Annotated in this window: 18 protein-coding genes; 12 read left to right on the forward strand and 6 right to left on the reverse strand. The window is 35.9% G+C overall.

Annotated features, from left to right (window positions below):
• Positions 1–46: 46 nt before the first annotated feature.
• Positions 47–1,060, reverse strand: a complete 1,014-nt coding sequence (locus GMD78_RS09690) for an LLM class flavin-dependent oxidoreductase (RefSeq protein WP_155668622.1) — start codon at positions 1,058–1,060, stop codon at positions 47–49.
• 400 nt (positions 1,061–1,460) lie between these two features.
• Here GMD78_RS09690 and gltB point away from each other — a divergent pair, with 400 nt between their 5' ends.
• From gltB to rlmN, 4 genes are all read left to right on the forward strand, one after another.
• Complete coding sequence (gene gltB / locus GMD78_RS09695; protein WP_155668623.1) at positions 1,461–6,095, forward strand: glutamate synthase large subunit; 4,635 nt, start codon at positions 1,461–1,463, stop codon at positions 6,093–6,095.
• Positions 6,096–6,134: 39 nt separating this feature from the next.
• The gene (locus GMD78_RS09700) at positions 6,135–7,622 is read left to right on the forward strand and encodes a glutamate synthase subunit beta (protein WP_155668624.1); all 1,488 of its coding nucleotides are present in this window, start codon (positions 6,135–6,137) and stop codon (positions 7,620–7,622) included.
• Between the two features lie 97 nt (positions 7,623–7,719).
• Complete coding sequence (locus GMD78_RS09705) at positions 7,720–8,286, forward strand: CBO0543 family protein (protein WP_155668625.1); 567 nt, start codon at positions 7,720–7,722, stop codon at positions 8,284–8,286.
• Between the two features lie 205 nt (positions 8,287–8,491).
• On the forward strand, positions 8,492–9,559 hold the full coding sequence (gene rlmN, locus GMD78_RS09710) for a dual-specificity RNA methyltransferase RlmN (RefSeq protein ID WP_155668626.1): 1,068 nt from the start codon (positions 8,492–8,494) through the stop codon (positions 9,557–9,559).
• A gap of 567 nt (positions 9,560–10,126) precedes the next feature.
• Here rlmN and GMD78_RS09715 read toward each other — a convergent pair.
• From GMD78_RS09715 to GMD78_RS09725, 3 genes are all read right to left on the reverse strand, one after another.
• Positions 10,127–10,636, reverse strand: coding sequence for a DinB family protein (locus GMD78_RS09715; protein ID WP_343042232.1), 510 nt, complete (start codon positions 10,634–10,636; stop codon positions 10,127–10,129).
• Positions 10,637–10,967: 331 nt separating this feature from the next.
• On the reverse strand, positions 10,968–11,411 hold the full coding sequence (locus GMD78_RS09720; RefSeq protein ID WP_155668628.1) for an NUDIX hydrolase: 444 nt from the start codon (positions 11,409–11,411) through the stop codon (positions 10,968–10,970).
• A 147-nt stretch (positions 11,412–11,558) separates the two neighbouring features.
• Complete coding sequence (locus GMD78_RS09725) at positions 11,559–11,702, reverse strand: hypothetical protein (protein ID WP_155668629.1); 144 nt, start codon at positions 11,700–11,702, stop codon at positions 11,559–11,561.
• Positions 11,703–12,317: 615 nt separating this feature from the next.
• Here GMD78_RS09725 and asnB point away from each other — a divergent pair.
• The 5 genes from asnB to GMD78_RS09750 all read left to right on the forward strand — a co-directional run bounded on the left by asnB (position 12,318) and on the right by GMD78_RS09750 (position 16,550).
• A complete protein-coding gene (gene asnB, locus GMD78_RS09730; RefSeq protein WP_155668630.1) occupies positions 12,318–14,204 on the forward strand; it encodes an asparagine synthase (glutamine-hydrolyzing) in 1,887 nt (628 codons plus the stop codon).
• 79 nt (positions 14,205–14,283) lie between these two features.
• The gene (locus tag GMD78_RS09735) at positions 14,284–14,826 is read left to right on the forward strand and encodes an RNA polymerase sigma factor (protein WP_155668631.1); all 543 of its coding nucleotides are present in this window, start codon (positions 14,284–14,286) and stop codon (positions 14,824–14,826) included.
• Positions 14,819–15,595 (forward strand): hypothetical protein, encoded by a 777-nt coding sequence (locus GMD78_RS09740; RefSeq protein ID WP_155668632.1) that lies wholly within the window; start codon positions 14,819–14,821, stop codon positions 15,593–15,595. Before GMD78_RS09735 ends, GMD78_RS09740 begins: the two co-directional genes overlap by 8 nt.
• 78 nt (positions 15,596–15,673) lie before the next feature.
• Positions 15,674–15,841, forward strand: a complete 168-nt coding sequence (locus GMD78_RS09745; protein ID WP_155668633.1) for a class II glutamine amidotransferase domain-containing protein — start codon at positions 15,674–15,676, stop codon at positions 15,839–15,841.
• Between the two features lie 55 nt (positions 15,842–15,896).
• Entirely contained in the window at positions 15,897–16,550 is a 654-nt protein-coding gene (locus tag GMD78_RS09750; RefSeq protein WP_155668634.1) for a DUF421 domain-containing protein, read from the forward strand.
• Positions 16,551–16,579: 29 nt separating this feature from the next.
• Here the strand turns inward: GMD78_RS09750 and GMD78_RS09755 are convergent, their stop codons facing one another.
• Positions 16,580–17,842: a GGDEF domain-containing protein gene (locus GMD78_RS09755; protein WP_155668635.1), complete on the reverse strand. Its 1,263-nt coding sequence runs from the start codon at positions 17,840–17,842 to the stop codon at positions 16,580–16,582.
• 248 nt (positions 17,843–18,090) lie between these two features.
• Here GMD78_RS09755 and GMD78_RS09760 point away from each other — a divergent pair, with 248 nt between their 5' ends.
• From GMD78_RS09760 to GMD78_RS09770, 3 genes are all read left to right on the forward strand, one after another.
• Positions 18,091–20,139: a catalase gene (locus tag GMD78_RS09760; protein WP_155668636.1), complete on the forward strand. Its 2,049-nt coding sequence runs from the start codon at positions 18,091–18,093 to the stop codon at positions 20,137–20,139.
• Between the two features lie 321 nt (positions 20,140–20,460).
• Positions 20,461–21,954: a Mur ligase family protein gene (locus GMD78_RS09765; protein ID WP_155668637.1), complete on the forward strand. Its 1,494-nt coding sequence runs from the start codon at positions 20,461–20,463 to the stop codon at positions 21,952–21,954.
• A gap of 302 nt (positions 21,955–22,256) precedes the next feature.
• Positions 22,257–22,463 carry a hypothetical protein gene (locus GMD78_RS09770; RefSeq protein WP_155668638.1) on the forward strand — a complete coding sequence of 69 codons (207 nt, stop codon included), beginning with the start codon at positions 22,257–22,259 and terminating at the stop codon, positions 22,461–22,463.
• 150 nt (positions 22,464–22,613) lie between these two features.
• On the opposite strand, the gene GMD78_RS09775 is transcribed toward GMD78_RS09770, so the two are convergent.
• Positions 22,614–23,600, reverse strand: coding sequence for an NAD(P)/FAD-dependent oxidoreductase (locus GMD78_RS09775; RefSeq protein ID WP_155668639.1), 987 nt, complete (start codon positions 23,598–23,600; stop codon positions 22,614–22,616).
• Between the last annotated feature and the right edge of the window lie 214 nt (positions 23,601–23,814).

Below are 23,814 nucleotides of genomic sequence, written 5' to 3' on the forward strand. Positions count from 1 at the left end.
AATGAAAAGGAGCCACTATATTATGTTGAGTGGCTCCTTTTACTTGTTAATTCATCAATTCAGATACGATTTCATAGGAACGTAATCGATCCTTATGATGGAATATTTGTGAACTTATAATTAATTCATCAGCTTTCGTATCTTGTATAAAGCTTTCAAGGCCTTGTTTTACTTTATCTTTATCCCCTACAATAGTTGTTCGTGAGTCTAACGTTTCACTTAATGCTGCTATTTCTAGTGGAGAATACAATTCTTCCAAATTATCAACTGGTGGTTGTAATTTGGATGGTTTTCCTTTACGAATACTTAGGAATTGTTGCTGTTGGGAAGTGGCGATGTATCTTGCCTCTTCATCAGTATCAGCAGCAATAACATTTATGCCTAACATCACATACGGCTTAGCTAATTGTTCCGATGGTTGGAAATTATCACGATATAAACGTAACGCCTGATGAAGGTAACCTGGAGCAAAGTGACTTGCAAACGAAAATGGTAATCCTTTTTGTGCGGCAAGTTGTGCACTGAATCCGCTAGAACCAAGTAGCCATAATGGAATATTTAATCCCTGGCCTGGTACAGCTTTGACTCTTGAAACGGGTTCATCTGAAAAATAATCCTGTAGCTCATTCACCTGCATTGGGAAGTCTTCCACGCTCATGTTTAGTGTACGGCGTAGCGCAAATGCAGTTGCTTGGTCACTTCCAGGTGCTCGCCCTAACCCTAGATCAATTCGTCCTGGATATAGTGATTCTAAGGTGCCAAATTGTTCTGCAATAACAAGCGTTGCATGATTAGGTAGCATGACTCCTCCAGCACCAACCCGAATGTGGTTCGTTTTTTCTGCAATATGTCCAATGATCACGGAGGTAGCAGAGCTGGCAATTCCAGGCATATTGTGATGCTCCGCTAACCAATAGCGATTGAATCCCCAATTTTCCACATGTTGAGCAATATCAACACTATTTTTGAAGGACTCAGAAGGATTGCTTCCTTCATTTATAGGTGCTAAATCCAAAACGGATAACGGTATATGTTGAAATCTTTTTAAATTCGTAGACATTACATTCACTCCTAATTATACGGATGTCTTTGATAAGAAATAATACATATTATTTGTAACAGAGTCCAATTATTCGCTCGAATACTCGTGTTCAAAATCTAATAGATAATGTTTATTTAAGTTGTGAACAAAGGTTATGATGCAGAAAGTTCATTATTTAAAAAAGCAACAAAAACATCCTTAATTTTGAATAATTATAGATAAAAAGCTAATAAATGTTAGCGTTTTCACCTATTGATTATAAAGGGTTTAGCATAAAAATAACTTTCTGAATTTTGCGTAAAGATAAACTTTATGCTATAATAATCTAAATTGTTAATTTTTAGTCATTAAGGTGTATTCATTTTTTTTCTCCTAAAAATGAATGCACCTTCTATAAACGTGGGAAGGAGTTGTTGTGATGACACGAAACGGCTACCCTGAAAAACAGGGATTATATCATCCGGATTTTGAGCACGAAGCATGTGGAATTGGGATGATTGCAAATATAAATGGTAAAAAGACACACAACATAGTTCAAAATGCGATTAATATTCTTTGCAACATGGAGCATAGGGGAGGGCAATCAGCAGACACAAGTACTGGTGATGGCGCTGGAATATTAACGCAAATTCCAAATCGTTTTTTCCAAAAACAATGCTTAAAGGAAAATATCCATCTTCCTCGTAAAGGTGAATATGGAATTGGAATGTTTTTTCTTCCAAATCATCTAGATACTCGAATGGAATGTAAGTATATCGTTGAATCGATCATTGAGGAGGAAGGGCAAACATGTTTAGGCTGGCGACCAGTGCCATTGAATGAGTCGTTTATTGGGAAAATGGCAGCAAAAAGTAAGCCAACCATTCGACAAGTGTTTATCCGAAAATCGGAAGACCTCCTTGATCAAATGGCGTTTGAAAGAAAACTATATGTTATTCGTAAGCGTATAGAAAAAGAAGTTGCGAAAAATCCAGATTATGAAGATGTTTATATTAGTAGCTTATCTACTCGTACTATCGTATACAAAGGAATGCTTATCCCTGAGCAGTTAGATTCCTTCTACATTGACTTGAACCATCCCGATTTCAAATCCGCACTAGCGCTAGTTCACTCTCGTTTTAGTACCAATACTTTTCCAAGTTGGAAAAGAGCTCACCCAAATCGTTATACGATCCATAATGGGGAATTTAACACATTACGCGGTAATGTGAATTGGATGCGGGCTAGGGAACAATTATGTGTCTCTGAATATTTTGACGAGGAAGATTTAGAGAAAATTTTACCTGTCATGGACGCAGATGGTAGTGATTCTTCCATATTCGATAATACATTTGAATTTCTCCATCTGTCCGGGAGATCACTTGCTCATACTGCAATGATGATGATACCAGAACCATGGGCAAATGATCCTTCTATCGACGCTGAAAAAAAAGACTTTTATGAATATCATAGCACCTTGATGGAGCCATGGGATGGGCCGAGTGCCGTTGTCTTCACTGACGGATCACAAATTGGGGCTTGTTTGGATCGAAATGGATTGCGACCAGCCCGCTATTATGTGACGAAAAAGGGCATGATTGTCCTTGGTTCCGAAGTTGGGGCATTGGATATATTTGCTGATGACATTTTATACAAGGATCGTCTGCAGCCAGGGAAAATGCTATTAGTAGATTTAGAGAAGGGTATTATTATTCCGGATGAGGATATAAAACGTGAAGTGGCGTCTGAAGAGCCTTATAAGGAATGGCTTACTAAACTAAAGGATATTGATGAACTTCCTGAAGTGGTCGATAAGCAGAAGCCGCAATCTGACAAACTGATTTTAGATCAGCAGCTTGCTTTCGGATATACACGTGAAGAAATTCAAAAAATTATTAAACCACTTGTAACAGATGGAAAAGACCCAATTGGTTCTATGGGATATGATTCCCCTCTTGCCGTTTTGTCAAAAAAACCACAACTATTGTATAACTACTTCAAACAACTATTTGCTCAAGTAACCAATCCACCACTAGATGCGATTCGAGAAAAAATGGTTACGATGACGAGTACTACGATAGGACCAGAAGGGAACTTAGTACATCCGACAGCGCAGAGCTGTAATCATATCCGTTTAGATACTCCAATATTAACAAATAATCAATTAGCTAAACTTTGTAATGAAGAGATATCTGGATTTAAATTTAGAACCTTCTCCATCTTGTTTGATCCTCAGGAAGGTTCTATGGAGGAAGCATTGCACCAGATATTTGAACAAGCAAATCAAGCAGTCCAACAGGGAGTAACCTTCTTCGTTTTATCTGATCGAGGTGTCGATAAAAATCATGTAGCTATTCCAGCACTGCTTGCTGTTTCGGGACTACATCACCATTTGATTAGAAATGGCGTACGAACGAAAGTTAGTATTTTATTAGAATCTGGAGAACCGAGGGAAGTACATCACTTTGCGACATTAATTGGATATGGCGCAGAAGGTATTAATCCGTACTTAGCATATGAAACAATAGATAAATTAGTAGACAACAAGGAATTAGAAAATATTACAGCAAAACAAGCAGTAGATCAATATATTTCATCCGTTACAGACGGGATTGTGAAAATACTTTCTAAGATGGGGATTTCGACCATTCAAAGTTATCGTGGAGCTCAAATTTTTGAAGCGATTGGGATTAAAATGGATGTTATTGAAAAGTATTTCACTGGAACAGCATCAAGACTTGGCGGAATTGGAATAGATATGATTGAAAAAGAGACACTTATGCGTCATGAACGTGCCTTTAAGGAGAATCGTGGAGGTAACCGAACATTAGATGCTGGGGATGAATATCAGTACCGTGAAAATGGAGAGGATCATCAATATAATCCTCGTACTATCTTTACACTTCAGCATGCTTGTCGTTCAGGTAATTATGATCTCTTTAAATCTTATTCAACGATGTTAACCGATGAAAAACAAAATCTACAATCACTAAGGGGACTTCTCAAGTTTAAAAAGCGATCCCCCATACCAATTGAGGAAGTAGAGTCTGTTGAATCTATTTGTAGGCGGTTTAAAACGGGTGCTATGTCTTTTGGGGCAATAAGTAAAGAAGCACATGAAGCATTAGCTATTGCAATGAACAGAATTGGTGGTAAAAGTAACTCTGGTGAAGGTGGAGAATCACCGGATCGTTTCACACCGGATGAAAATGGTGACTTAAGGAGAAGTGCTATTAAACAAGTAGCATCTGGTCGCTTTGGGGTTACTAGCCATTACTTAGTAAATGCTGACGAAATACAAATAAAAGTTGCTCAGGGCGCAAAGCCAGGAGAAGGTGGACATTTGCCTGGTAAAAAAGTGTATCCATGGGTTGCTGAGGTGCGTGGTTCAACTACTGGTGTAGAATTAATCTCACCACCACCACATCATGATATTTATTCCATTGAAGACTTGGCGGAACTGATTTATAACTTGAAGAACACGAATCCACAAGCACGAATCAGTGTAAAATTAGTTGCTGCTGTTGGTGTAGGTACGATTGCTGCAGGTGTTGCTAAAGGAAGAGCAGACCATGTTTTAATTAGTGGTTATGATGGTGGTACGGGTGCTGCACCGAATACTAGCTTAAAGCATACTGGATTACCATGGGAAATCGGCTTAGCGGAAACACATCAAACATTGCTGTTAAATGGTCTTCGTGACCGAATTGCAGTAGAAACAGATGGAAAAATGATGACTGGACGCGACGTAGTCATTGCTACATTATTAGGTGCTGAAGAGTATGGTTTTTCAACTGCGCCACTAGCTGTTTTAGGGTGTGTGATGATGCGTGTTTGTCATTTAGATACATGCCCAGTAGGTATTGCTACACAAAACCCTGAATTGAGGAAAAAGTTCGCAGGTGACCCAGACCATGTTGTAAACTTCATGCACTTTATAGCACAAGAAGTACGTGAAATTATGGCAGAATTAGGATTCCGGACCATGAATGAGATGATTGGTCGTACGGATGTATTAGAGGTCAATGATGGTATCGATCATTGGAAAGCAAAAGGGATAGACTTATCAGCATTACTGTATCAACCAACGTTATCTCAAGATGTTGGTCGTTATGCAACAATTGAGCAAGAACATGGGATTGAAAAAACATTGGATTATCAAGAGCTTATTCCAAATTGTAGACGTGCATTTAAAATGAAAGAGACTGTCGAGTTTACGACAGCTATAAGAAATATCCATCGTGCTACTGGAACCTTACTAGGAAGTGAGGTTACGAGATATTACGGAGAAAAAGGACTTCCTGAAGATACGATCAAATTAAATTTTAGTGGATCAGCTGGCCAAAGTTTTGGAGCATTTATTCCCCGTGGCATGACGATGCGATTAATTGGAGATGCGAATGACTTTGTTGGGAAAGGATTATCTGGTGGGAAAATCATTGTACACCCAGACCCGATCGTGACATTCCCTCCAGAAAAAAATATTATTATAGGAAATGTAGCTTTTTATGGTGCTACATCTGGAGAGGCGTATATTCGAGGCATTGCAGGAGAGAGGTTCTGTGTACGTAATAGTGGTGCTAATGTCGTTGTTGAAGGTGTTGGAGACCACGGGTGTGAATATATGACAGGTGGAAAGGTAGTGGTTCTCGGTTCAACTGGTCGAAACTTCGCCGCAGGAATGTCTGGAGGTATTGCCTATGTATTAGATGAGGACAACACTTTCTGTGACAAAGTAAATTCTGAACTTGTACGTGTCGAGGCATTGGCAAACCATAAGGAAATAGAAGAAGTTTATGAACTAATTAAAAAGCATGTCGAGTATACAAATAGTACACATGCTGAACGCATCCTAACATATTGGGAAACTTATGTGCCAAAAATTGTGCGGGTTATTCCAGAAACTTACGCTAATATTCAAGAACGAATTCAAGTATTAGTAGAAAGTGGATTATCCCAATTTGACGCTGAAATGAATGCTTTTGAAGAAAGCAAGAACGGATTTAAGGAATTGAAAAGCTATGCAACCAATCTGCAGATAAAACAAAAAGAAAAACTCGAATTAAAGTCCTAATAGAAAGGACAGATCATTTTACAATGAAGGGGGCTTTTCATGGGAAAACAAACTGGATTTATGGAATATGAACGACAAGCAAGAAAGGAACGTGACCCAGCAGTAAGAATTGCTGATTGGGATGATTATACAGCTCCTATGACAGAAAAGGAGATCCAAATCCAAGGTGCTCGCTGTATGAGTTGTGGTGTGCCTACTTGTCATTCGGGAATGGAAATTGATGGGGTAACTACAGGTTGCCCTGTTTATCACCTGATCCCAGAATGGAATCAATTAGTTTATGAGGGAAAATGGAAGGAAGCGCTAGAACGTGCCGAAGAGAAAAATAACTTCCCTGAATTTACCGGGATTGCTTGTCCTGCACCATGTGAGGGAGCTTGTGTACTAGGTATAAATGAGCCACCAGTTGCAATTCGAACCATTGAAAGATCCATTATTGAAAAAGGTTTTGAAGAAGGCTGGGTTGTGCCACAACCTCCGAAGAAGAGAACTGGAAAGAAAGTTGCGATTGTTGGATCGGGTCCTGCTGGCCTAGCTGCAGCTGCGCAATTGAATAAGGCTGGACATACGGTAACGGTGTTTGAACGTAACGATCGTGTGGGGGGATTACTTACTTATGGTATTCCTGAAATGAAGCTTTCTTATGACGTGGTTAAACGTCGTGTAGATATTTTAGAGCAAGAGGGAATATTATTTGTTACCAACACAGAAATAGGGCAGGATTACCCTATCTCCAAATTGGAAGAGGAGTTTGATGCAACCATTCTATGTGGAGGTGCAACGGTTCACCGTAATATACAGGTTGAGGGAAGCAATTTAAAAGGTGTTCACCCTGCGATGGATTTTTTACATGCAAATACAAAGAGTTTGTTAGATTCAGAATTAGAGGATGGAAATTATATTTCAGCTGCTGATAAAAATGTGATTGTTATTGGTGGTGGAGACACAGGAACAGATTGTCTTGCTACTGCAACTAGGCATAACTGTAAGAGCTTAACCCAATTTGATATCTATGATAAAAAAGGTTTAGTTCGCGATGAAAAAAGCAATCCGTGGCCACAATACCCTATTATTCACCGTGTAGAATATGGACATAAAGAAGCTGAAAGAAAATTGGGTCATGATCCCAGAGCTTACGCCGTTATGACGAAAAGATTTGTAGGCGATGAAAATGGACATATTAAAGAAGTACACACAGTTAATGTGAAGCTACGATATGATGAGGCAGGAAATAAAGTACGTGAGGAAATCCCTGGTACGGAAAAGGTATGGCCTGCTGATTTAGTATTAATTGCTATTGGCTTCCATGGACCTGAACAAGATTTACTCAATCAGTTAAATATTGAACGTAATCCAAATACTACCGTTAAGGCAGAATATGGTACGTATACGACAAACGTTGATGGTGTGTTTGCAGCAGGAGATATGCGTCGTGGTCAAAGTCTAATTGTCTGGGCAATTAACGAAGGTAGAGAAGTGGCGAGGGAATGTGACCGTTATTTAATGGGAGCAACAGATTTGCCTTAAATGAATATAAACGTAATCAATTCTTTCCAATCGGGAATAGATTATTAGCTACCAGGTTAAAATAAGGAGAAATCTTAGAAGCCTGGGAGAGTAATAGATGCAAAAAGAACAACAAGAATGGCTTGAAAAACTTAGATTCCTTACAGAAGAATTAACAAGATTACAAAATGAATATTGGTGGAGTTATTCTGGTTTTGGAACTTGGCAATTATGGGCAATCGTGTTGCTAATTATCATCCCATTAATTATTTTGTTTGTTGTAATTGACAGGCGTAAAATATTATTAATCGGCTTTTTTGGTCTTAGTTATCATGTATGGTTCCATTATTTAAATGCTACTGGAATTAGATTCGGCTTATGGGAGTATCCCTATCAGCTACTTCCTTTTTTGCCTAGCTTTGTTCTAGATGCTGCGTTAATACCTATTTGTTATATGCTTGTTTATCAATGGACATTAAATTATAACAAAAATATATATCTATACGCAGGGATATTATCAGCAATTTTTGCATTCTTAATGAAACCAATTTTGGTAAATCTAGAATTTTTTATAAAAGTAGATGCAATTAATTACTTTTATATCTTCCTTATTTACTATGGGATCTTTTTAGTTGCCAAAGGGATTACAAGCTTGTTTTTACATTTACAGCAAAAAGAACAGTAAAACTCGTCGAAAGGCGAGTTTTTTTGAGAGTAGTAAATTATATTTCAATTATTAACAGGAAAAGTAAATCGCGAATTAATTACAATCCATTTTTTGCGCAGTATTAAGACATTGGAATATTAAGTTTTCTAAAAAACAGTTTGCTACCGCGCGTATTTTTAGGTAGTATAGATAGGTAGTATATTTTTTGAAACGAGGGTATACAATGAGTAAAACATCCATCTATGGATTAACATATGAACAATTAACAGATTGGCTCGAGGAACACGGCCAAAGAAGATTTCGTGCTGATCAAGTATGGAATTGGCTTTATAAGAAGCGTATCAACCATTTTTCTGATATGAAGAATGTGAATAAAGAAACGATCGCTTTGTTGGAAGACAACTTTATCTTAGAAACATTAGAGGAAGAAATTAAACAAGAGTCAAAAGATGGTACGGTTAAATTCCTATTCAAATTAGATGATGGAAACTTGATTGAAACTGTATTGATGCGCTTTAACTATGGATTGTCTGTCTGTGTTACGACACAGGTAGGCTGTAACATCGGATGTACTTTCTGTGCCAGTGGTCTACTAAGGAAGACTAGAGACTTATCAAGTGGTGAAATTGTTGAACAAATCATGATGGTTCAGAAGCATCTTGATGCTGAGGGTAAAGAAGAGCGGGTTAGCCATATTGTTGTAATGGGTATTGGTGAACCGTTTGATAACTTCACCAATTTGGTTGATTTTATCAAAGTAGTAAATGAAGATCACGGATTGAACATCGGTGCTAGACATATTACTGTATCAACCAGTGGTTTAGCTCACAAAATATATGAATTTGCTGATACCGGTTTACAAGTTAATCTTGCTATATCTCTACATGCTCCAAATAATGAGCTACGTACGAGTATTATGAAAATCAATAAAGCATTTCCAATTGAAAAATTGATGAAAGCAGTTGATTATTATCTCGAAAAAACAAATCGACGTATCACCTATGAGTATATTATGCTTAAGGATGTCAATGATCATAAAGAAGAGGCACATGAACTTGCGAAGCTTCTCAAATCAAGACGTCATTTATCGTATGTGAATTTAATTCCTTATAATACGGTTGAAGAGCATAATCAGTATCAACGAAGTGATTCAACATCTATACAGACTTTCTTTGAAATTCTAAAAGAAAATGGTATAAACTGCGGAGTCCGTTGGGAAAACGGTGCAGATATCGATGCTGCATGTGGACAATTACGAAGTAAGCAAATCAAAAAGAAAAATATTGGTTAATAGGGAAGCTGTCTATTTATAAGTGGTTCTGATACTGTGGAGAAAACTTAAAATAACATGAATGCAAAAACACCGTATGTTTAGCACTATAATTAACAGTACAAATAGTAAACAAAAACGCTTGGGAGCAGTTCATATCAAATGTTCCTAAGCGTATTTTTTTATCGAACTTGGGTGAGAAGACTCCTTCCTCAAAAATCCGTTAGGATTTTAGGTGGGAGAGGATGTCAATTATACCTTATAATTAGAAAGATATATGGAATGAAATTTAAATATGAAAGGTGTTATTGTAAAGACACCTATTCCGTATTTTTTCATTTCTGCGGTGGTCATCATTTCAATGCTTTTTAGCATCTGACTCATCTAAGCCAATGATTTTTTCTCTGGTTTTTATCTAAATCCAACATAAATTATCTCCTTAGTTCTGATTGAAAGTATAGTAAATTCCCTATAAGAGGTAGCGTCAGGAAAATGCAGATTTACAACGTTAAGGAAGTTTCAATATTAAAAAACCTAATTTTTCAGCCTTAAATGAGAAATTAGGTTTTTCCATTAATAGAAAAAGACTTATAAGTATTTATCACTAATCACTTTCATATGGTGTAACTCGTGCCCGGCAATACCATATGCAATGGTACCTATTGAAACTGGGCTGTTCATTACAGTTCCATTACGAACCCAGGCTGCTTCATCAATGGTTGAAATAAGGCTTAACGTGTTGGAACGTACCGTGTCAAAACCAGCTAGTAACTGCTCCCAGGATAATTTGTTAAAGTTTGCCGCAGAAACGTATTGATCCTGATCCATTGCTGGGAGTGGTGCAATTTCATTTCGTGCAATGGCAAGCATTCGATACGACATCACACGTTCCGAGTCGGTCATATGCCCAATCACTTCTTTTAAAGTCCATTTCCCTGGTGCGTACGCCTTCCTTGCTGACTCCTCTGATACGCTGCTTAAAAGGGTAATGGTCTTAGTTCGTTGCTTACTAAGTATTTCTTCAATATCTCCATCTGGCACAAGACTAACATACCTATCATGCTCTGGATTTTCAATAAATAATGGTCGTGGACGCACAAGAATCCTCCTCATCGGAATAGTTAATTATGGTTCTAAGCTAATATTCGACTGTCAAGAAGATATTTCCTTTATTTTTGATATTAATTTCATTACCGCAAAATAATTGCAAATTAAACAACTTTATTATCTCTGTACAACTGAATTATGCAGTTAACATAATACAGATAATATATTGGATTAAATCACTTTTTATTCCACTAACCTGCTTCTTTAGCTTAATAAACTTAGTTCAATATTAACATAATATTCCAAACAATTATCCAAAAAATATAGACCATCAATTTGATGATCCCTTATTTCACTGTTGCCCCCGTTAATTCAATAGACCTTAGTTTGAATTATGAACAACATTCCCCCTAAAAATATAAGGTACTGTAGATTTTTTCTTTATTAACCCTTTTAATTCTTTTGGTATATGTATGTGGTTTTCTGCCAAATCAGCTTCCATCCAAGTAACTTTTTCAATTTCTTCGGGAAACGAGATGCTTATTTCTCCCCCGATTATTTCTCCATTAAAAGTGAAGACAATAGCGTGATGTCCTCTTTCTTCAAAGAATGCTTCACTTACAGTAAAAATACCACCTAACTTAACATCTAACCCCGTTTCTTCTTTAACCTCACGAATCGCAGCTTCCTCTATTGTTTCTCCACATTCTACTGCACCACCAGGAAGTGTATAGTAAGATGAGTTTTGTCCTCTGTTTTTTACCATCAATACTTTTTCATTTTTCTCGTCAAATAGAAGTACATATGCAACATCGACTCTTTTCAAACATTTTACCCCCTCTGTTATTTTCTAAAAACCCAGCCCTATTAATGCACGAAAAAATATTGAGGCAATATCATTATGACAATCCTATTGTATAACTATTGCACCCATCAGTGAATAAGTGGCTTACTGACAGGATATATTGTAATCCTAAATATTAAGATTAATATTCCCCAAATGATTAGAAATGCTTTCTAATACTTCAATCAACTCTTTAATTTGAAATCCAATAAAAACAAAGGTTCCTGCAATAATGACCAAGAGAATAATCTTTAAAGTTTCATAGTTTTTCAAAATACTTTCCCCCTTCATTAAAAATAATGTGATAACACAAAGAAATTGAGCCATTCTTCAACTAAATACGGCTTAATAAAGGCTTAAGTTTTATAAATTTACTCTCTAACATTTTTTAGATTTCCCCTTAAATATTTCACACAATAGGAGCTACAATTTCTTATTCAACTTATGCCAAACGTTTAGCAAAATAAGAATAAAGGAATTGCAGCCTCAATTCCTTAATCACCAATCAAAAATTTTATATACAGCTGTTTTGTGATTTTCAAGTACGTTCTTTCAAAACTTCTACAATTATTTTAACATAAAATGACAATTATCCACCTGGTTTAAAAGTCAGCATATAAATAACATTCAATTCACATAGGAAATAACCACATTGACAAAGGCGGCTTCTTTTTTTTAATCAGATAGGAAAGAATGAAATTCCCTATCCTGCATAAGTGCAACTGGGCATTCATCATAAAGGCTTGGCTAATGTCTAATTTTCTAACAGCGAATATTAATGTAGTTCAGCAAATCCCCATCTTCCCCGATACAAAAAATACCTCTCCCTAAAAACTTTTCTACTTTTTTAAAGGTATATATTACGAAACGTAATTAGGGGGAGTAAGTATGTGTGGGTTTATTGGATTTATAAACAGTAATCAAGAAAATCAAGAGGGCGTAATGGATAGGATGCTGGATACCATTAAACATAGAGGACCTGACAGTGGAGAGAAGTATTGCTCTGAAAAAATATCTTTAGGGTTTAGACGGCTACGTATTATTGATCTTTCTGAAGAAGGAAATCAACCAATGCAAAATGAAGACAAAAGCTGTGTATTAGTATTTAACGGAGAAATTTATAATTATCAAGAATTAAGGGAGGAATTATTAGATCGGGGACATCACTTTAAAAGTAATACAGACAGCGAAGTGGTTATCCACGCATATGAAGAGTATGGTGTAGAACTATTAAGGAGGCTTAGAGGAATGTTTTCCTTTGCAATATGGGATCATAAGAATGAATCCTTATTTTTAGCGAGAGATATGTTTGGTGTTAAACCATTATATTACAGCCAACATACTTCAGATGAATCCTTTATATTTGGATCGGAAATTAAAAGCTTCCTCCCATACCCAGGATTTAAGAAGGAATTCAATCAAGAAGCATTAAAGCCATACTTAACATTTCAATACTCTGTGTTTGAAGAAACCTTCTTTAAAGGTGTACATAAGCTTAAGCCCGCCCATTATCTGATATATAAACAAGGGAGTATCGAAATAAAGCCATATTCCATTATCGATTTTAACGAGAATAATCTTAGTGAACAGCAGTGCATGGATCGGATAAATGAACAATTAAATGATTCTGTACAACACCATAAAAATAGTGATGTAAATGTGGGATCGTTCTTATCAGGTGGGGTAGACTCCAGCTATATCACAGCATTACTTGAGCCTAATAAAACATTTTCTATCGGTTTTCAAGACTACGATGGAATCTTTAATGAGACCAATATAGCAAATGATTTATCTAAGAGGCTTGGTATAGAAAATCATCAAAAACTGCTCGATGCTGAAACCTTTTTTGATTCCCTTCCAACCATTCAATATCATATGGATGAACCACTTGCTGATTTATCCGCAGTTCCTTTATATTTTGTTTCAAAGCTAGCAAGTGAACATGTGACAGTAGTGCTATCTGGTGAGGGAGCTGATGAATTATTTGGTGGATATGCTTGGTATCAAAAGTCATTAAAGTCTAACATATATGAGAAATTACCATCAACTATTCGTCGGGCAATCGCTCGATTCAGTAAGCTATTACCTCAAAATAAAGTAACGACCTTTTTAATAAAAGGTGGGCAGAATATAGAGGAGAAGTTTATTGGCCAAGCAAAAATATTTGAAGAGGAAGAGGCTCTACATGTATTACAGGTAGAGTATAGAAGTTCACCAACTATACAAAGTATTACATCAGAGGTATATGCGGATGTACAAGATAAAGATGATCTCACCAAGATGCAATACCTAGATTTAAAGCTATGGTTACCCGGGGATATATTATTAAAGGCAGATAAAATGAGTATGGCTCATTCGATTGAAGTAAGAGTCCCATTTCTTGATAAAGAAGTAATGACATTAGCTACTAAAATACCTAGTAAGTTTAGAGATAATAAATACGCCCTAAGAAAAGCTGCTAATCAAGTCCTGCCAAAAGAATGGTCAACTAGGAAAAAGGTTGGATTTCCAGTGCCGTTTCGACAGTGGATTAGGGAAGAGAAATATTACAACTTAATCAGAGAAATGTTTCAGTCAGATATTGCAGAAAAATTTTTTCATCCACAGGTACTGATGGATTTGTTAAATGACCATTTCTCGGAAAAGAAAAATAATACAAGAAAAATATGGACTGTTTATACTTTTTTAATATGGTACAAACGATTTTTTATATACGAGGCAGAGAACAGCGTTGATAACCAACTTGAATCTATAGGGCTAGCGAAAAAAGCATAAAAAATATCACTTGTCGAAAACTTTTTTAAAGTTTCAGAGGTATATATAGTAAGAACGAATAGAAGGGGGACTGAAGGTATTGTCTGAACGGGAGAAAAAATTAATAAAAAAAATAAAAAAAGGAAATCAATTTGCGTTCAAACAATTGTATGAAGCCTATGCAGATTATTCACTACGAACAGCATTTGCGATTACAAGAAATCAAAGTGATGCATCCGATATCGTTCAAGAAACATTTATTAAAGTTTATCGAAATATTGATTCCTATGATACGTCCAAACCATTTAAACCATGGTTCTATCAAATATTAATAAATGAGACCAAAAGGTATTTAAAAAAGTCATCCAACCAAGAAATGAATGTAGAATTTGAACATGCATTGGATTACCTGTTTTATATTTCACAGGAAGAGGAAAATGGAGAGGCGAAAGAAGATCTTGAATGGGGTTTAGAACAATTGGATGAGCTTCATCGGACAGTAATTACATTAAAGTATCTAAATGGTTTTTCCATTAAGGAGATTGCAGAGCTATTAGAGCTTAATGTTAATACGATAAAATCTAGACTTTATAAAGGAAGGCAAAGCCTGAAAAAAATTATGGGAGGGATGAAGCATGAATAACGATGAACTGAATAAGAAAATTACCAAACATATGATAGAAGACACGGATTCAGTCACAGAACTAAAAGAAGAAACATGGAATAAAATTAATCAAGAATTATTTCCTTCCAAAAATAAAGTTAAGAAAAAATCAAGAAAGAAACCGATTTTTACATTAGTAAGTGCAGCAATAATTCTTTTTGCAATCGTATTTGGTGTAACTGAACCAGGTCAGGCAATGATTCAAGGACTTAAGGAAATGTTTGTAGAAGAAAAGCAACAAGTTATAGAAATAGAAGGGGATAAAGAGATTAGAGATGTCGAATTAGAAACAAATGAGGAACTCGAATATATCATGTATGTAGATAAATCTTTTTATAAAATGACCAAAACAGATACAGGTGATCGAATCGTTCCTGCTCAAGAATTAGAAGATAGATTTCCAGATGTATCTATGGAAATTACACGTAAAGAAAATGTGTCCGTGGAAGAAGTTATCGAAGAGATAAAAGCAACGATTGAGGCGGATGGATTAATCATTAATCAAGAAGAGCATGTCGATACTCCAATAGAAGGTTTTGTGATCAAAGCACTTGGACCGGAATATACAAATGAGCATGGAAAAACCGGACATCAGTGGGATACTCCAATTAATAGATATTACGTAACGGAACCAATAGATAATCAGTTTTTTGTAATTAAACAGGAATATTTCTTAGAAGCTGCTGAAGGGCATGGAGTACGCCTGAATTCGATGCTAGAAAGCTTTGAGATTGTAAATCGTGAATAGAGAAGGTGTAAGGTGTGTGTGGCTTTCTTGGCATACTCTTAAAATAAAACGCGACTACCTTTCTATATTCAGCAGGCTATGGAGCTAATCAAGCATCGTGGTCCCGATGAATCAAGTTTTTACCAAGATTTTAATATAGTAATGGACTTCCTCTATCTTCGTATTATCGATAAGGATGGTGGAGGCCAGCCTTTTTTCTTTCATGATGATCGCATTGAAGATGTATATGACTACGATAACGCATAATAAGGCAATGGATAGAGAAACTATTCCTATAGATTATTAAAGGGGTAGATTAGGTATGGAGTTGGATTGGATTTGGAAGGCAATAGTTGTTGTAATTGCAGGGACCATTTTGTTACGGATAGCTGGTAGGAAGTCAATTTCCCAAATGACTCTGCCACAAACCGTTATTATGATTGGTATTGGATCTTTACTAATACAGCCTGTTGCTGGAGATAATATATGGAGGACAATTGGTGCAGGTGCTATTTTAGTTATTACTTTGGTTATCATGGAGTATACACAAATAAAAGGCAATGTATTTGAAAAGCTTATATCTGGAAACTCAAAGGTGTTAATAGAGAATGGGCAGTTAAATGAGGCTAACTTGAGAAAAGTTAGATTAACAGTTGATCAATTAGAAGGTAACCTGAGACAACAAAACGTTTCCAAAATAGAAGATGTTCAATATGCTACATTGGAGCCTAATGGTCAGCTTGGATTCACGTTAAAGCCAGAGGCAACACCTGTAACAAAAAAGGAATTTCAACAGTTAGTAGATTTAATGAATCAAACGTTAAGCCAAATTCCTTCAAATCCTACTATCGCTCATATGAATGAGCAAATTATGCAAATCAAAAAACAATTAAATCAGTCCCAACATACAGACACTATTTTTACTGAAGTTGCAGATAATGGGCATGACAAACAAGTACCGAAACATTTGAAATAGTTAACGAAAGGGATGTGATTAACATCCCTTTAATACTTGCTTTTAAAACGAACAGACAATGGTAAATCGTTGTAACCATTCTTTGATATCAATCGATTTTTCCCCAGATCCTTGGCTTTTAAGAGTAACTGATCTGCATATACGTAAGCTTTTTTAATCTCAATTTCTTCACAAGTTTTGTAATAGTATAATCCAAACGAAGCGGTATGTTGAATTTTTACAGGATATGTCTTATATTCTGCTGTTGCAGGGTTATTTTTAACCCCATCCCTCATTTTCTCAACAAGAGCCACGCATTCTTGATATTCTCTATTCCTTAAGAAAATGGTAAATTCTTCTCCTCCACTTCGGAACAGATAATCCTCATCCTTAAGATAGCTTTGTAGAGTTGCGGCAAAGTGTTGAATGACGCGGTCTCCAACAGCATGATTATACGTGTCGTTGATTGGCTTGAAGGAATCAATATCGGTAACAATGATGCCTAGTTTCTCCCCGGTCTTGTTCAGTTCATTCATGGTTTTATCCATATATGCTCGGTTATATACCTCTGTCAAAAAGTCGGTATAGGCCATTTGCTCAAATTTGTCTCGTTCGACTTTATGCTGAATACTTTGGTTCTTTTCCATAAAGGAACGACTAACAAGATAATTTAGCAGGAATAAGCCAATTAGCATTTCCCATTGTTCATGTAATAAGAACATAAAGAGTAGTCCATTTGAAAAAGCTATTTTCCCCATATCTAGAATGTTTCGACTTTTAATGAAATCAATGGCGTCTTTTATTGTTTTTATGTCCCCCATAAATGTAAATAAGACGATTAAATAGAGATCAGATAATAACGACATAGCAATTACGAGAATAATTATGACGAACCAAAAACCAAGGGGAACTGCCTCAAAAAAAGGAGAAATATAATGATATACATAAAATGCAATTGAACTATTCAACGCAAACGAACCAATATTATAGAAAACATGCAAAAATTCATCTGGATCTGCTGTTTTTGTAAATTTGCGAATAAAATAGACGGTAAATCGATAAAGTGTCTCAAATATAAAAATGCCTAGTGGTCCGGCAAAAAGTCCCATTGATAAACTATAGGTTACCCCGTAGTCCATATTTACATTACCTTTTTTCACAATTACTGCTAGGTGTGAGTAAAGTGTTGAGAACAACAAATAGAATACTAATGCTATCAAGTAAATGTTGGGTTCGAGTGTAACTTGTTTAGAAACAAGCGCCACAATAAATGAAACGGAAAATAAAGAAATTATAAATGCCTTCACACGCATTGTAGTTGTCCTCCTTCCCCACACGTATATAGGAAAATTTTCCTAATATAATCATACCATAACTTAGTAGCTATTCTATTAATTTTTTTAGAAACAAAAAGATAATTTTGCAATCTAAAATAAGTACCGCAAATGGTTGGCGATCATCTGCTTATTTTAAAATACTTTTAACGAACTCCTTTCATATTAATAAAGTTTCGTGGAAATACTAGAACATATAAGGAAATTGATATGGAAGGGGTACCGTAATGGATGATAAACAGAATATAAATGAAAATAGCAAGGATGATCAATTAGAACAGTATCGTGTAGATGATTCTGGAAAGGATTTAACAACAAACCAAGGACTAAAAGTTTCGGAGGATCGATTTTCCTTAACAGCAGGAGAACGTGGACCTACGTTAATGGAAGATTTTCATTTTCGTGAAAAAATGACTCATTTTGACCATGAACGAATTCCGGAACGAGTAGTACATGCGAGGGGATTTGGTGTTCATGGAGAGTTCGAGGTTTATGAATCCATGAAAAAATATACAAAGGCAAAGTTCTTACAAGAGCCAGGAAAGAAAACACCGGTATTTGTTCGGTTTTCCACCGTGGTAGGCTTCCGTGGTTCTGCAGATACTGTGCGCGATGTTCGCGGGTTTGCAACCAAATTCTATACAGAAGAAGGAAACTATGATCTTGTAGCAAATAATATGCCGGTCTTTTTCATTCAAGATGCAATTAAGTTTCCGGATATTGTTCATGCGATAAAACCGGAACCACATAATGAAATGCCGCAAGCATCAGGTGCTCACGATACGTTTTGGGATTTTGTAGCTAACAATCAGGAATCAGCTCATCAAGTCATGTGGTTAATGTCTGATCGTGCTATACCTAGAAGCTATCGTATGATGCAAGGGTTTGGAATTCATACCTTCCGATTTGTTAATGAGCAAGGGAAGTCTCATTTTGTGAAATTCCATTGGGTACCTAAGTTAGGTGTTCATTCATTGGTTTGGGATGAAGCGCAAAAGATAGCAGGGAAGGATCCAGACTATAATCGAAGAGATTTATATGAAGCAATTGAAAAAGGGGATTATCCAGAATATGAATTAGGTGTCCAGATTATTGAAGAAAAGGATGAATTTGCGTTTGACTTTGATATTTTAGACCCAACCAAAATATGGCCAGAAGAAGATGTTCCATTACAAATTATTGGGAAGTTGACGTTAAACAAAAATGTAGATAATGTGTTTGCGGAAACAGAGCAGGTAGCCTTTCATCCGGGTCATGTTGTTCCAGGTATTGATTTCACAAATGATCCATTATTACAAGGGAGATTATTTTCTTATACAGATACACAGTTAATACGACTTGGTGGTCCGAATTTCCATGAGATCCCTATTAATCGACCAGTATGCCCATTTCATAATAATCAGCGGGACGGCTACCATAGACAGACGATCAATCAAGGAAAAGTTGCATATCATAATAATTCCTTAGCAGCAAATACCCCAGATGCGGTACCAAAGGAAAAAGGTGGATATGAACATTATCAGGAAAAGGTAGAGGGCAAGAAGGTTCAAGCTAGAAGTGAAAGCTTTCGAGATCATTTTTCTCAACCAAAATTATTTTGGAATAGTATGAGTGAACCGGAAAAAATGCATATCAAACAAGCATTTGCATTTGAAGTAGGTAAGGTTAAAAATAAATCTGTTAGACAGCAGGTAGTGGATATGTTTGCCAATGTTGATTTGGAATTAGCAACAGCATTTGCGAAGGATATTGGTGCAGAACCACCTGCAAAGGGAGGGTCAACTGTTACGCAAAGTTCTCCAGCACTAAGTCAGGAGAATACAGCAAAAGTAGCGATGACTCGTAAAGTAGGTGTTATTTTAAATAACGGGTTTAATCATATGGACGTAAAAACGATATTGGATGCATTAAAAAAGGAAGGAATCCATATGGAAATCATTAGTGCAAAACAAGGAAAAGTTACCGGTGCTAATGGAGAACAGCTAACCGTAGATGAGACATTTACAACAACAGACTCCGTATTATACGATGCCATTTATATTGTAGGTGGAAGTGGGGAAGATAAGAAATTCCACAAAGATGCAAATAAATTTGTCACGGAAGCTTTCATGCATTATAAGCCAATCGGTGCAACTCATGATGGGAAGAAGTGGATTGAAGAAAATGATATGATGAATAGTAAAGGCGTTATTGCAACAGATAATGTACAAGAGTTTGTGGATAACTTTACAATTGCAATAGCTGCTCATCGACATTGGGATCGAGAACTAATATAATATAAAAAAACAAGAATGAACACCTTAAAAAACACACGATGATCGAATAACTTTAAGATAAAGCCACCATCAAATTAGTTCCAGGATGGTGGTTTTTTACGATATATATTTCGACTCATTTACAGACTGCGATTAATATTGATGAAACATACCGACAAGCGTATAATGTTCGTAGGTGAATATTTAAGTTTATCTATTATAAAACCCTATTCTTAGGGAAGGCTTAACATAAAGGAATATGTGCAATTTGTATAGAATTACATACATTTGCAAAGTCGTTTAAATAATTAATTAACGTTAATGGTTAGGAGGTAGTTTAATATGAAATTAAAGCAATTGTTACAATCGATTGAAGTAGAAAATAACATTGATTTAAGCGGTTTAGAAGTAACAGGAATTTCATATCATTCTCAAAAGGTTGAAAAAGGACATTTATTTGTTTGTGTGCGTGGTTATAAGACAGATGGGCATAAGTATTTAGCGGATGCAGTGAAACGAGGAGCTGAGGTAGCTGTTGTTGAAGAGATTCAACAAGATGTTGACGTACCACAAGTGGTGGTAGCTAATAGCAGAAAAGCGTTAGCCCAATTAGGTGCGGCCTACTATAATTATCCATCTGAAAAAATGCATATGATTGGAATTACAGCAACAAATGGTAAGACAACTACTTCCTATATGGCTAATGCCATTTTAGAGAATCAAGGTCATAAAACTGGGTTAATAGGTACGGTTACCATTAAAAATGGAGACCAATCAATTCCGGCTGATTTAACCACTCCAGAATCATTAGACCTACAAAAGTATTTAAATGATATGGTTAAAAACGATGTATCACATGTTACGATGGAAGTATCTTCCGCTGCACTTGAATTACATCGTGTGGAGGAAGTAGACTACAATATTGTTACCCTTAATAATATGAGCCGTGAGCACATGGAAATGCACGGTACATTTGAAAAGTACTTTGAGGCAAAATCTAGTTTAATTCGAAATGCTTCCGAGAATAGTCATGCTGTACTAAATCTAGATGATCCATATTCAGCTTCTTTAGTTGATCAAACAAAAGCACAAGTTATTTCATTTGGATTAAATAATAACTCGGGACATATTCATTGTAAAAACCTTGACCTAACAACAGGAAGAGGAAGGTTTACGGTTGAGATTTTAAAACCATTCTCAGCAAGTGGAATTGATTATAAGCCAAGTGAATTTTTTGTAGAGTTAGCTGTTCCAGGATTACATTCCGTATATAATGCAATGGTCGCTATTACAATTGGCTTACTTAGCGGAGTTTCTATCCCAACGATTCAGAAGACGTTAAAAGAATTTACTGGTGTACCACGTAGGTTTGAATTTATTTATGAAGATGAATTTAAAGTTGTGGATGATCATTTTGCTAATCCAGGAAATATTAATGTTACATTACAGACATTAGATTTTATGGACTATAATAACTTACATTTAGTTTATGCGATTAGAGGTCAGCGTGGTGCTGTGATCAATCAAGAAAATGCTGAAGTAGTTGTGGATTGGGCATCTAGACTAGGCTTGAAAGAAGTAATTGCAACACGTAGTAATTCCCATACAACACCTAAAGACGAAGTTACTGACGATGAAGTGCAAGCCTTTTTAGATGTTATGGATAAAGCAGGCATTAAGGTGCATTTGTATGATGAATTACCAGATGCTATTCTTGAAGGACTATCAAGAGCTAACACCAATGATTTAGTCTTACTTGCTGGTTGTCAAGGAATGGACTATGGTGCAGGTATAGCTCTAGATCGATTAAATAAAGAAAATGTTGAAGTGAAATAGCCAAAGTGAAACAAGCATAAAGTGAGCATATTATGGTTAGGATGTCATAAATATAGTATAAATAACATCCTGAAAATGTGCATGTACACTGATAACTAAAGGCTCTTTTTGCGTGAGTTGTATAGATTTTGTAATAACTTGAAATGATAGTTGATGCGTTTATACCGTTCGAAAAGCGACTGCCAGGAGTGGAAATCACGTTGCTGTTTCTACACGTTTTAAATCAATTAATCGTTAAGAATCGTAAAGAATAGAGCCTAACCAATCAGTTAAAAAGCACTATTATTGAAGGAGGGCATTAAGTGATTTCGAATCAAAAAGAGTTTGATGAGTTTTTGTTAGAATCATTTAAAGATGGAATTCGCGTCCGTGAATTACGACTAACCGAAGACGAAGCGAACTATTTAAAGTGGAAAATTCCAAAAGCAACATTTAAAAAAATTAGAGATTGCGAATATGCATCTACAAAAAAATGGTATGAAGTAAATACACGTCCCTCTGAAAAATAACATAAAAGTGAGGCTGTACCATAAGTCATGTTTCATGACTCATGGTACAGCCATTTTTTATTAGATAAGTTAGTTTTCTTATACTGCATTCGTAATGCTTTTGAAAAGCCAAGTTTCCTAATGGCATCTGATTTGTATTCGAAAAACATATTATGCAAATAAATGAGTGCTATGCACGCTTAGTTTGGCTTTTGGATTGATAAACTTTTTCGCATGGTTCACAGCAATAGTCGCTTCACCAAAGCCTGTCGCAATCAATTTTGGCTTGCCGTCGTAGGAGCATATGTCTCCTGCAGCAAAAATGCCAGGAATATTTGTTTCCATTTGCATAGTAACGTTGATTGCATTCTTGGTAGTTTCTAATCCCCAATTTTTGATTGGTCCTATGTTTGTGATAAAACCATAATTAACAATGATATCTTCTACTTCCAGAACCTCGTTCTTTCCACCTTTTACCTCTTGAATAATTACCTGCTTGATTTCTCCGTTATTTCCGATAAGACTTGTTACTTCAAAAGGTGTTTGAATGTCTACATTTGATTGCTTCAGTAAGGTTAGGCTGTGCTCATGTGCCCGAAAGTTATTTCTTCGATGAATAAGGGTGACCTGTTTTGCGATGGACTCTAATGCCAATGCCCAGTCAACAGCAGAATCTCCCCCACCACAAATCAATACTCGCCTATCTTGAAAATGATTTAAATTCGTAATGAAATAGTGTAGTGTATTACCTTCAAATTCTGTAGCATTATCTAGCTTAAGTTTGCGAGGCTGAAATGCACCAGCACCTGCAGTTATAATAATGCTTTTAGAATAATGGGAACTGGAGGTAGTTTCTATATAAAATGAGCCATCTTCTAACTTCTTTACTTGTTGTACAGACTCGTTTAAACAGATGCTTGGAGAAAATGCTTCAGCTTGTTTATGAAGCTGTTCAACTAATTCCTTTGCTTTCACTTTCGTAAAACCTGCTACATCATATATATACTTATCTGGGTAAAGCGCAGCTAACTGACCACCTACTTCAGGCATGCTATCTATTATTTTTACGGATGCCTCCCTCATTCCAGCATAAAATGCCGTGAATAACCCAACTGGTCCTGCACCAATAATAGTAATATCAACAACCTCTTCCTTCATTTTCCAGCTCTCTCCCTCATTTTAATATTGAATTTCCCGAACTATTCCATACAATAATCAAAATACTATATGACGTAAATTATACGGTTATTATAATAATGTTATATAAAGAATATTTAAATAATAAAAATTTGTCAACCATTCAGATGTGTAACTATAATATTAAATGTCGTATGATTTATGATATATTTATGGGGATGATGATCGGGGAGGA

It is taken from the genome of Ornithinibacillus caprae (genome assembly GCF_009728145.1).
Lineage (GTDB): Bacteria > Bacillota > Bacilli > Bacillales > Amphibacillaceae > Ornithinibacillus > Ornithinibacillus caprae.

Coding starts and splice junctions, on each gene's coding strand:
- GMD78_RS09690 (WP_155668622.1), bottom strand. CDS start 1,060: ATGTCTACGAATTTAAAAAGATTTCAACATATACCGTTATCCGTTTTG.
- gltB (WP_155668623.1), top strand. CDS start 1,461: ATGACACGAAACGGCTACCCTGAAAAACAGGGATTATATCATCCGGAT.
- GMD78_RS09700 (WP_155668624.1), top strand. CDS start 6,135: ATGGGAAAACAAACTGGATTTATGGAATATGAACGACAAGCAAGAAAG.
- GMD78_RS09705 (WP_155668625.1), top strand. CDS start 7,720: ATGCAAAAAGAACAACAAGAATGGCTTGAAAAACTTAGATTCCTTACA.
- rlmN (WP_155668626.1), top strand. CDS start 8,492: ATGAGTAAAACATCCATCTATGGATTAACATATGAACAATTAACAGAT.
- asnB (WP_155668630.1), top strand. CDS start 12,318: ATGTGTGGGTTTATTGGATTTATAAACAGTAATCAAGAAAATCAAGAG.
- GMD78_RS09740 (WP_155668632.1), top strand. CDS start 14,819: ATGAATAACGATGAACTGAATAAGAAAATTACCAAACATATGATAGAA.
- GMD78_RS09745 (WP_155668633.1), top strand. CDS start 15,674: ATGGAGCTAATCAAGCATCGTGGTCCCGATGAATCAAGTTTTTACCAA.
- GMD78_RS09750 (WP_155668634.1), top strand. CDS start 15,897: ATGGAGTTGGATTGGATTTGGAAGGCAATAGTTGTTGTAATTGCAGGG.
- GMD78_RS09755 (WP_155668635.1), bottom strand. CDS start 17,842: ATGCGTGTGAAGGCATTTATAATTTCTTTATTTTCCGTTTCATTTATT.
- GMD78_RS09760 (WP_155668636.1), top strand. CDS start 18,091: ATGGATGATAAACAGAATATAAATGAAAATAGCAAGGATGATCAATTA.
- GMD78_RS09765 (WP_155668637.1), top strand. CDS start 20,461: ATGAAATTAAAGCAATTGTTACAATCGATTGAAGTAGAAAATAACATT.
- GMD78_RS09775 (WP_155668639.1), bottom strand. CDS start 23,600: ATGAAGGAAGAGGTTGTTGATATTACTATTATTGGTGCAGGACCAGTT.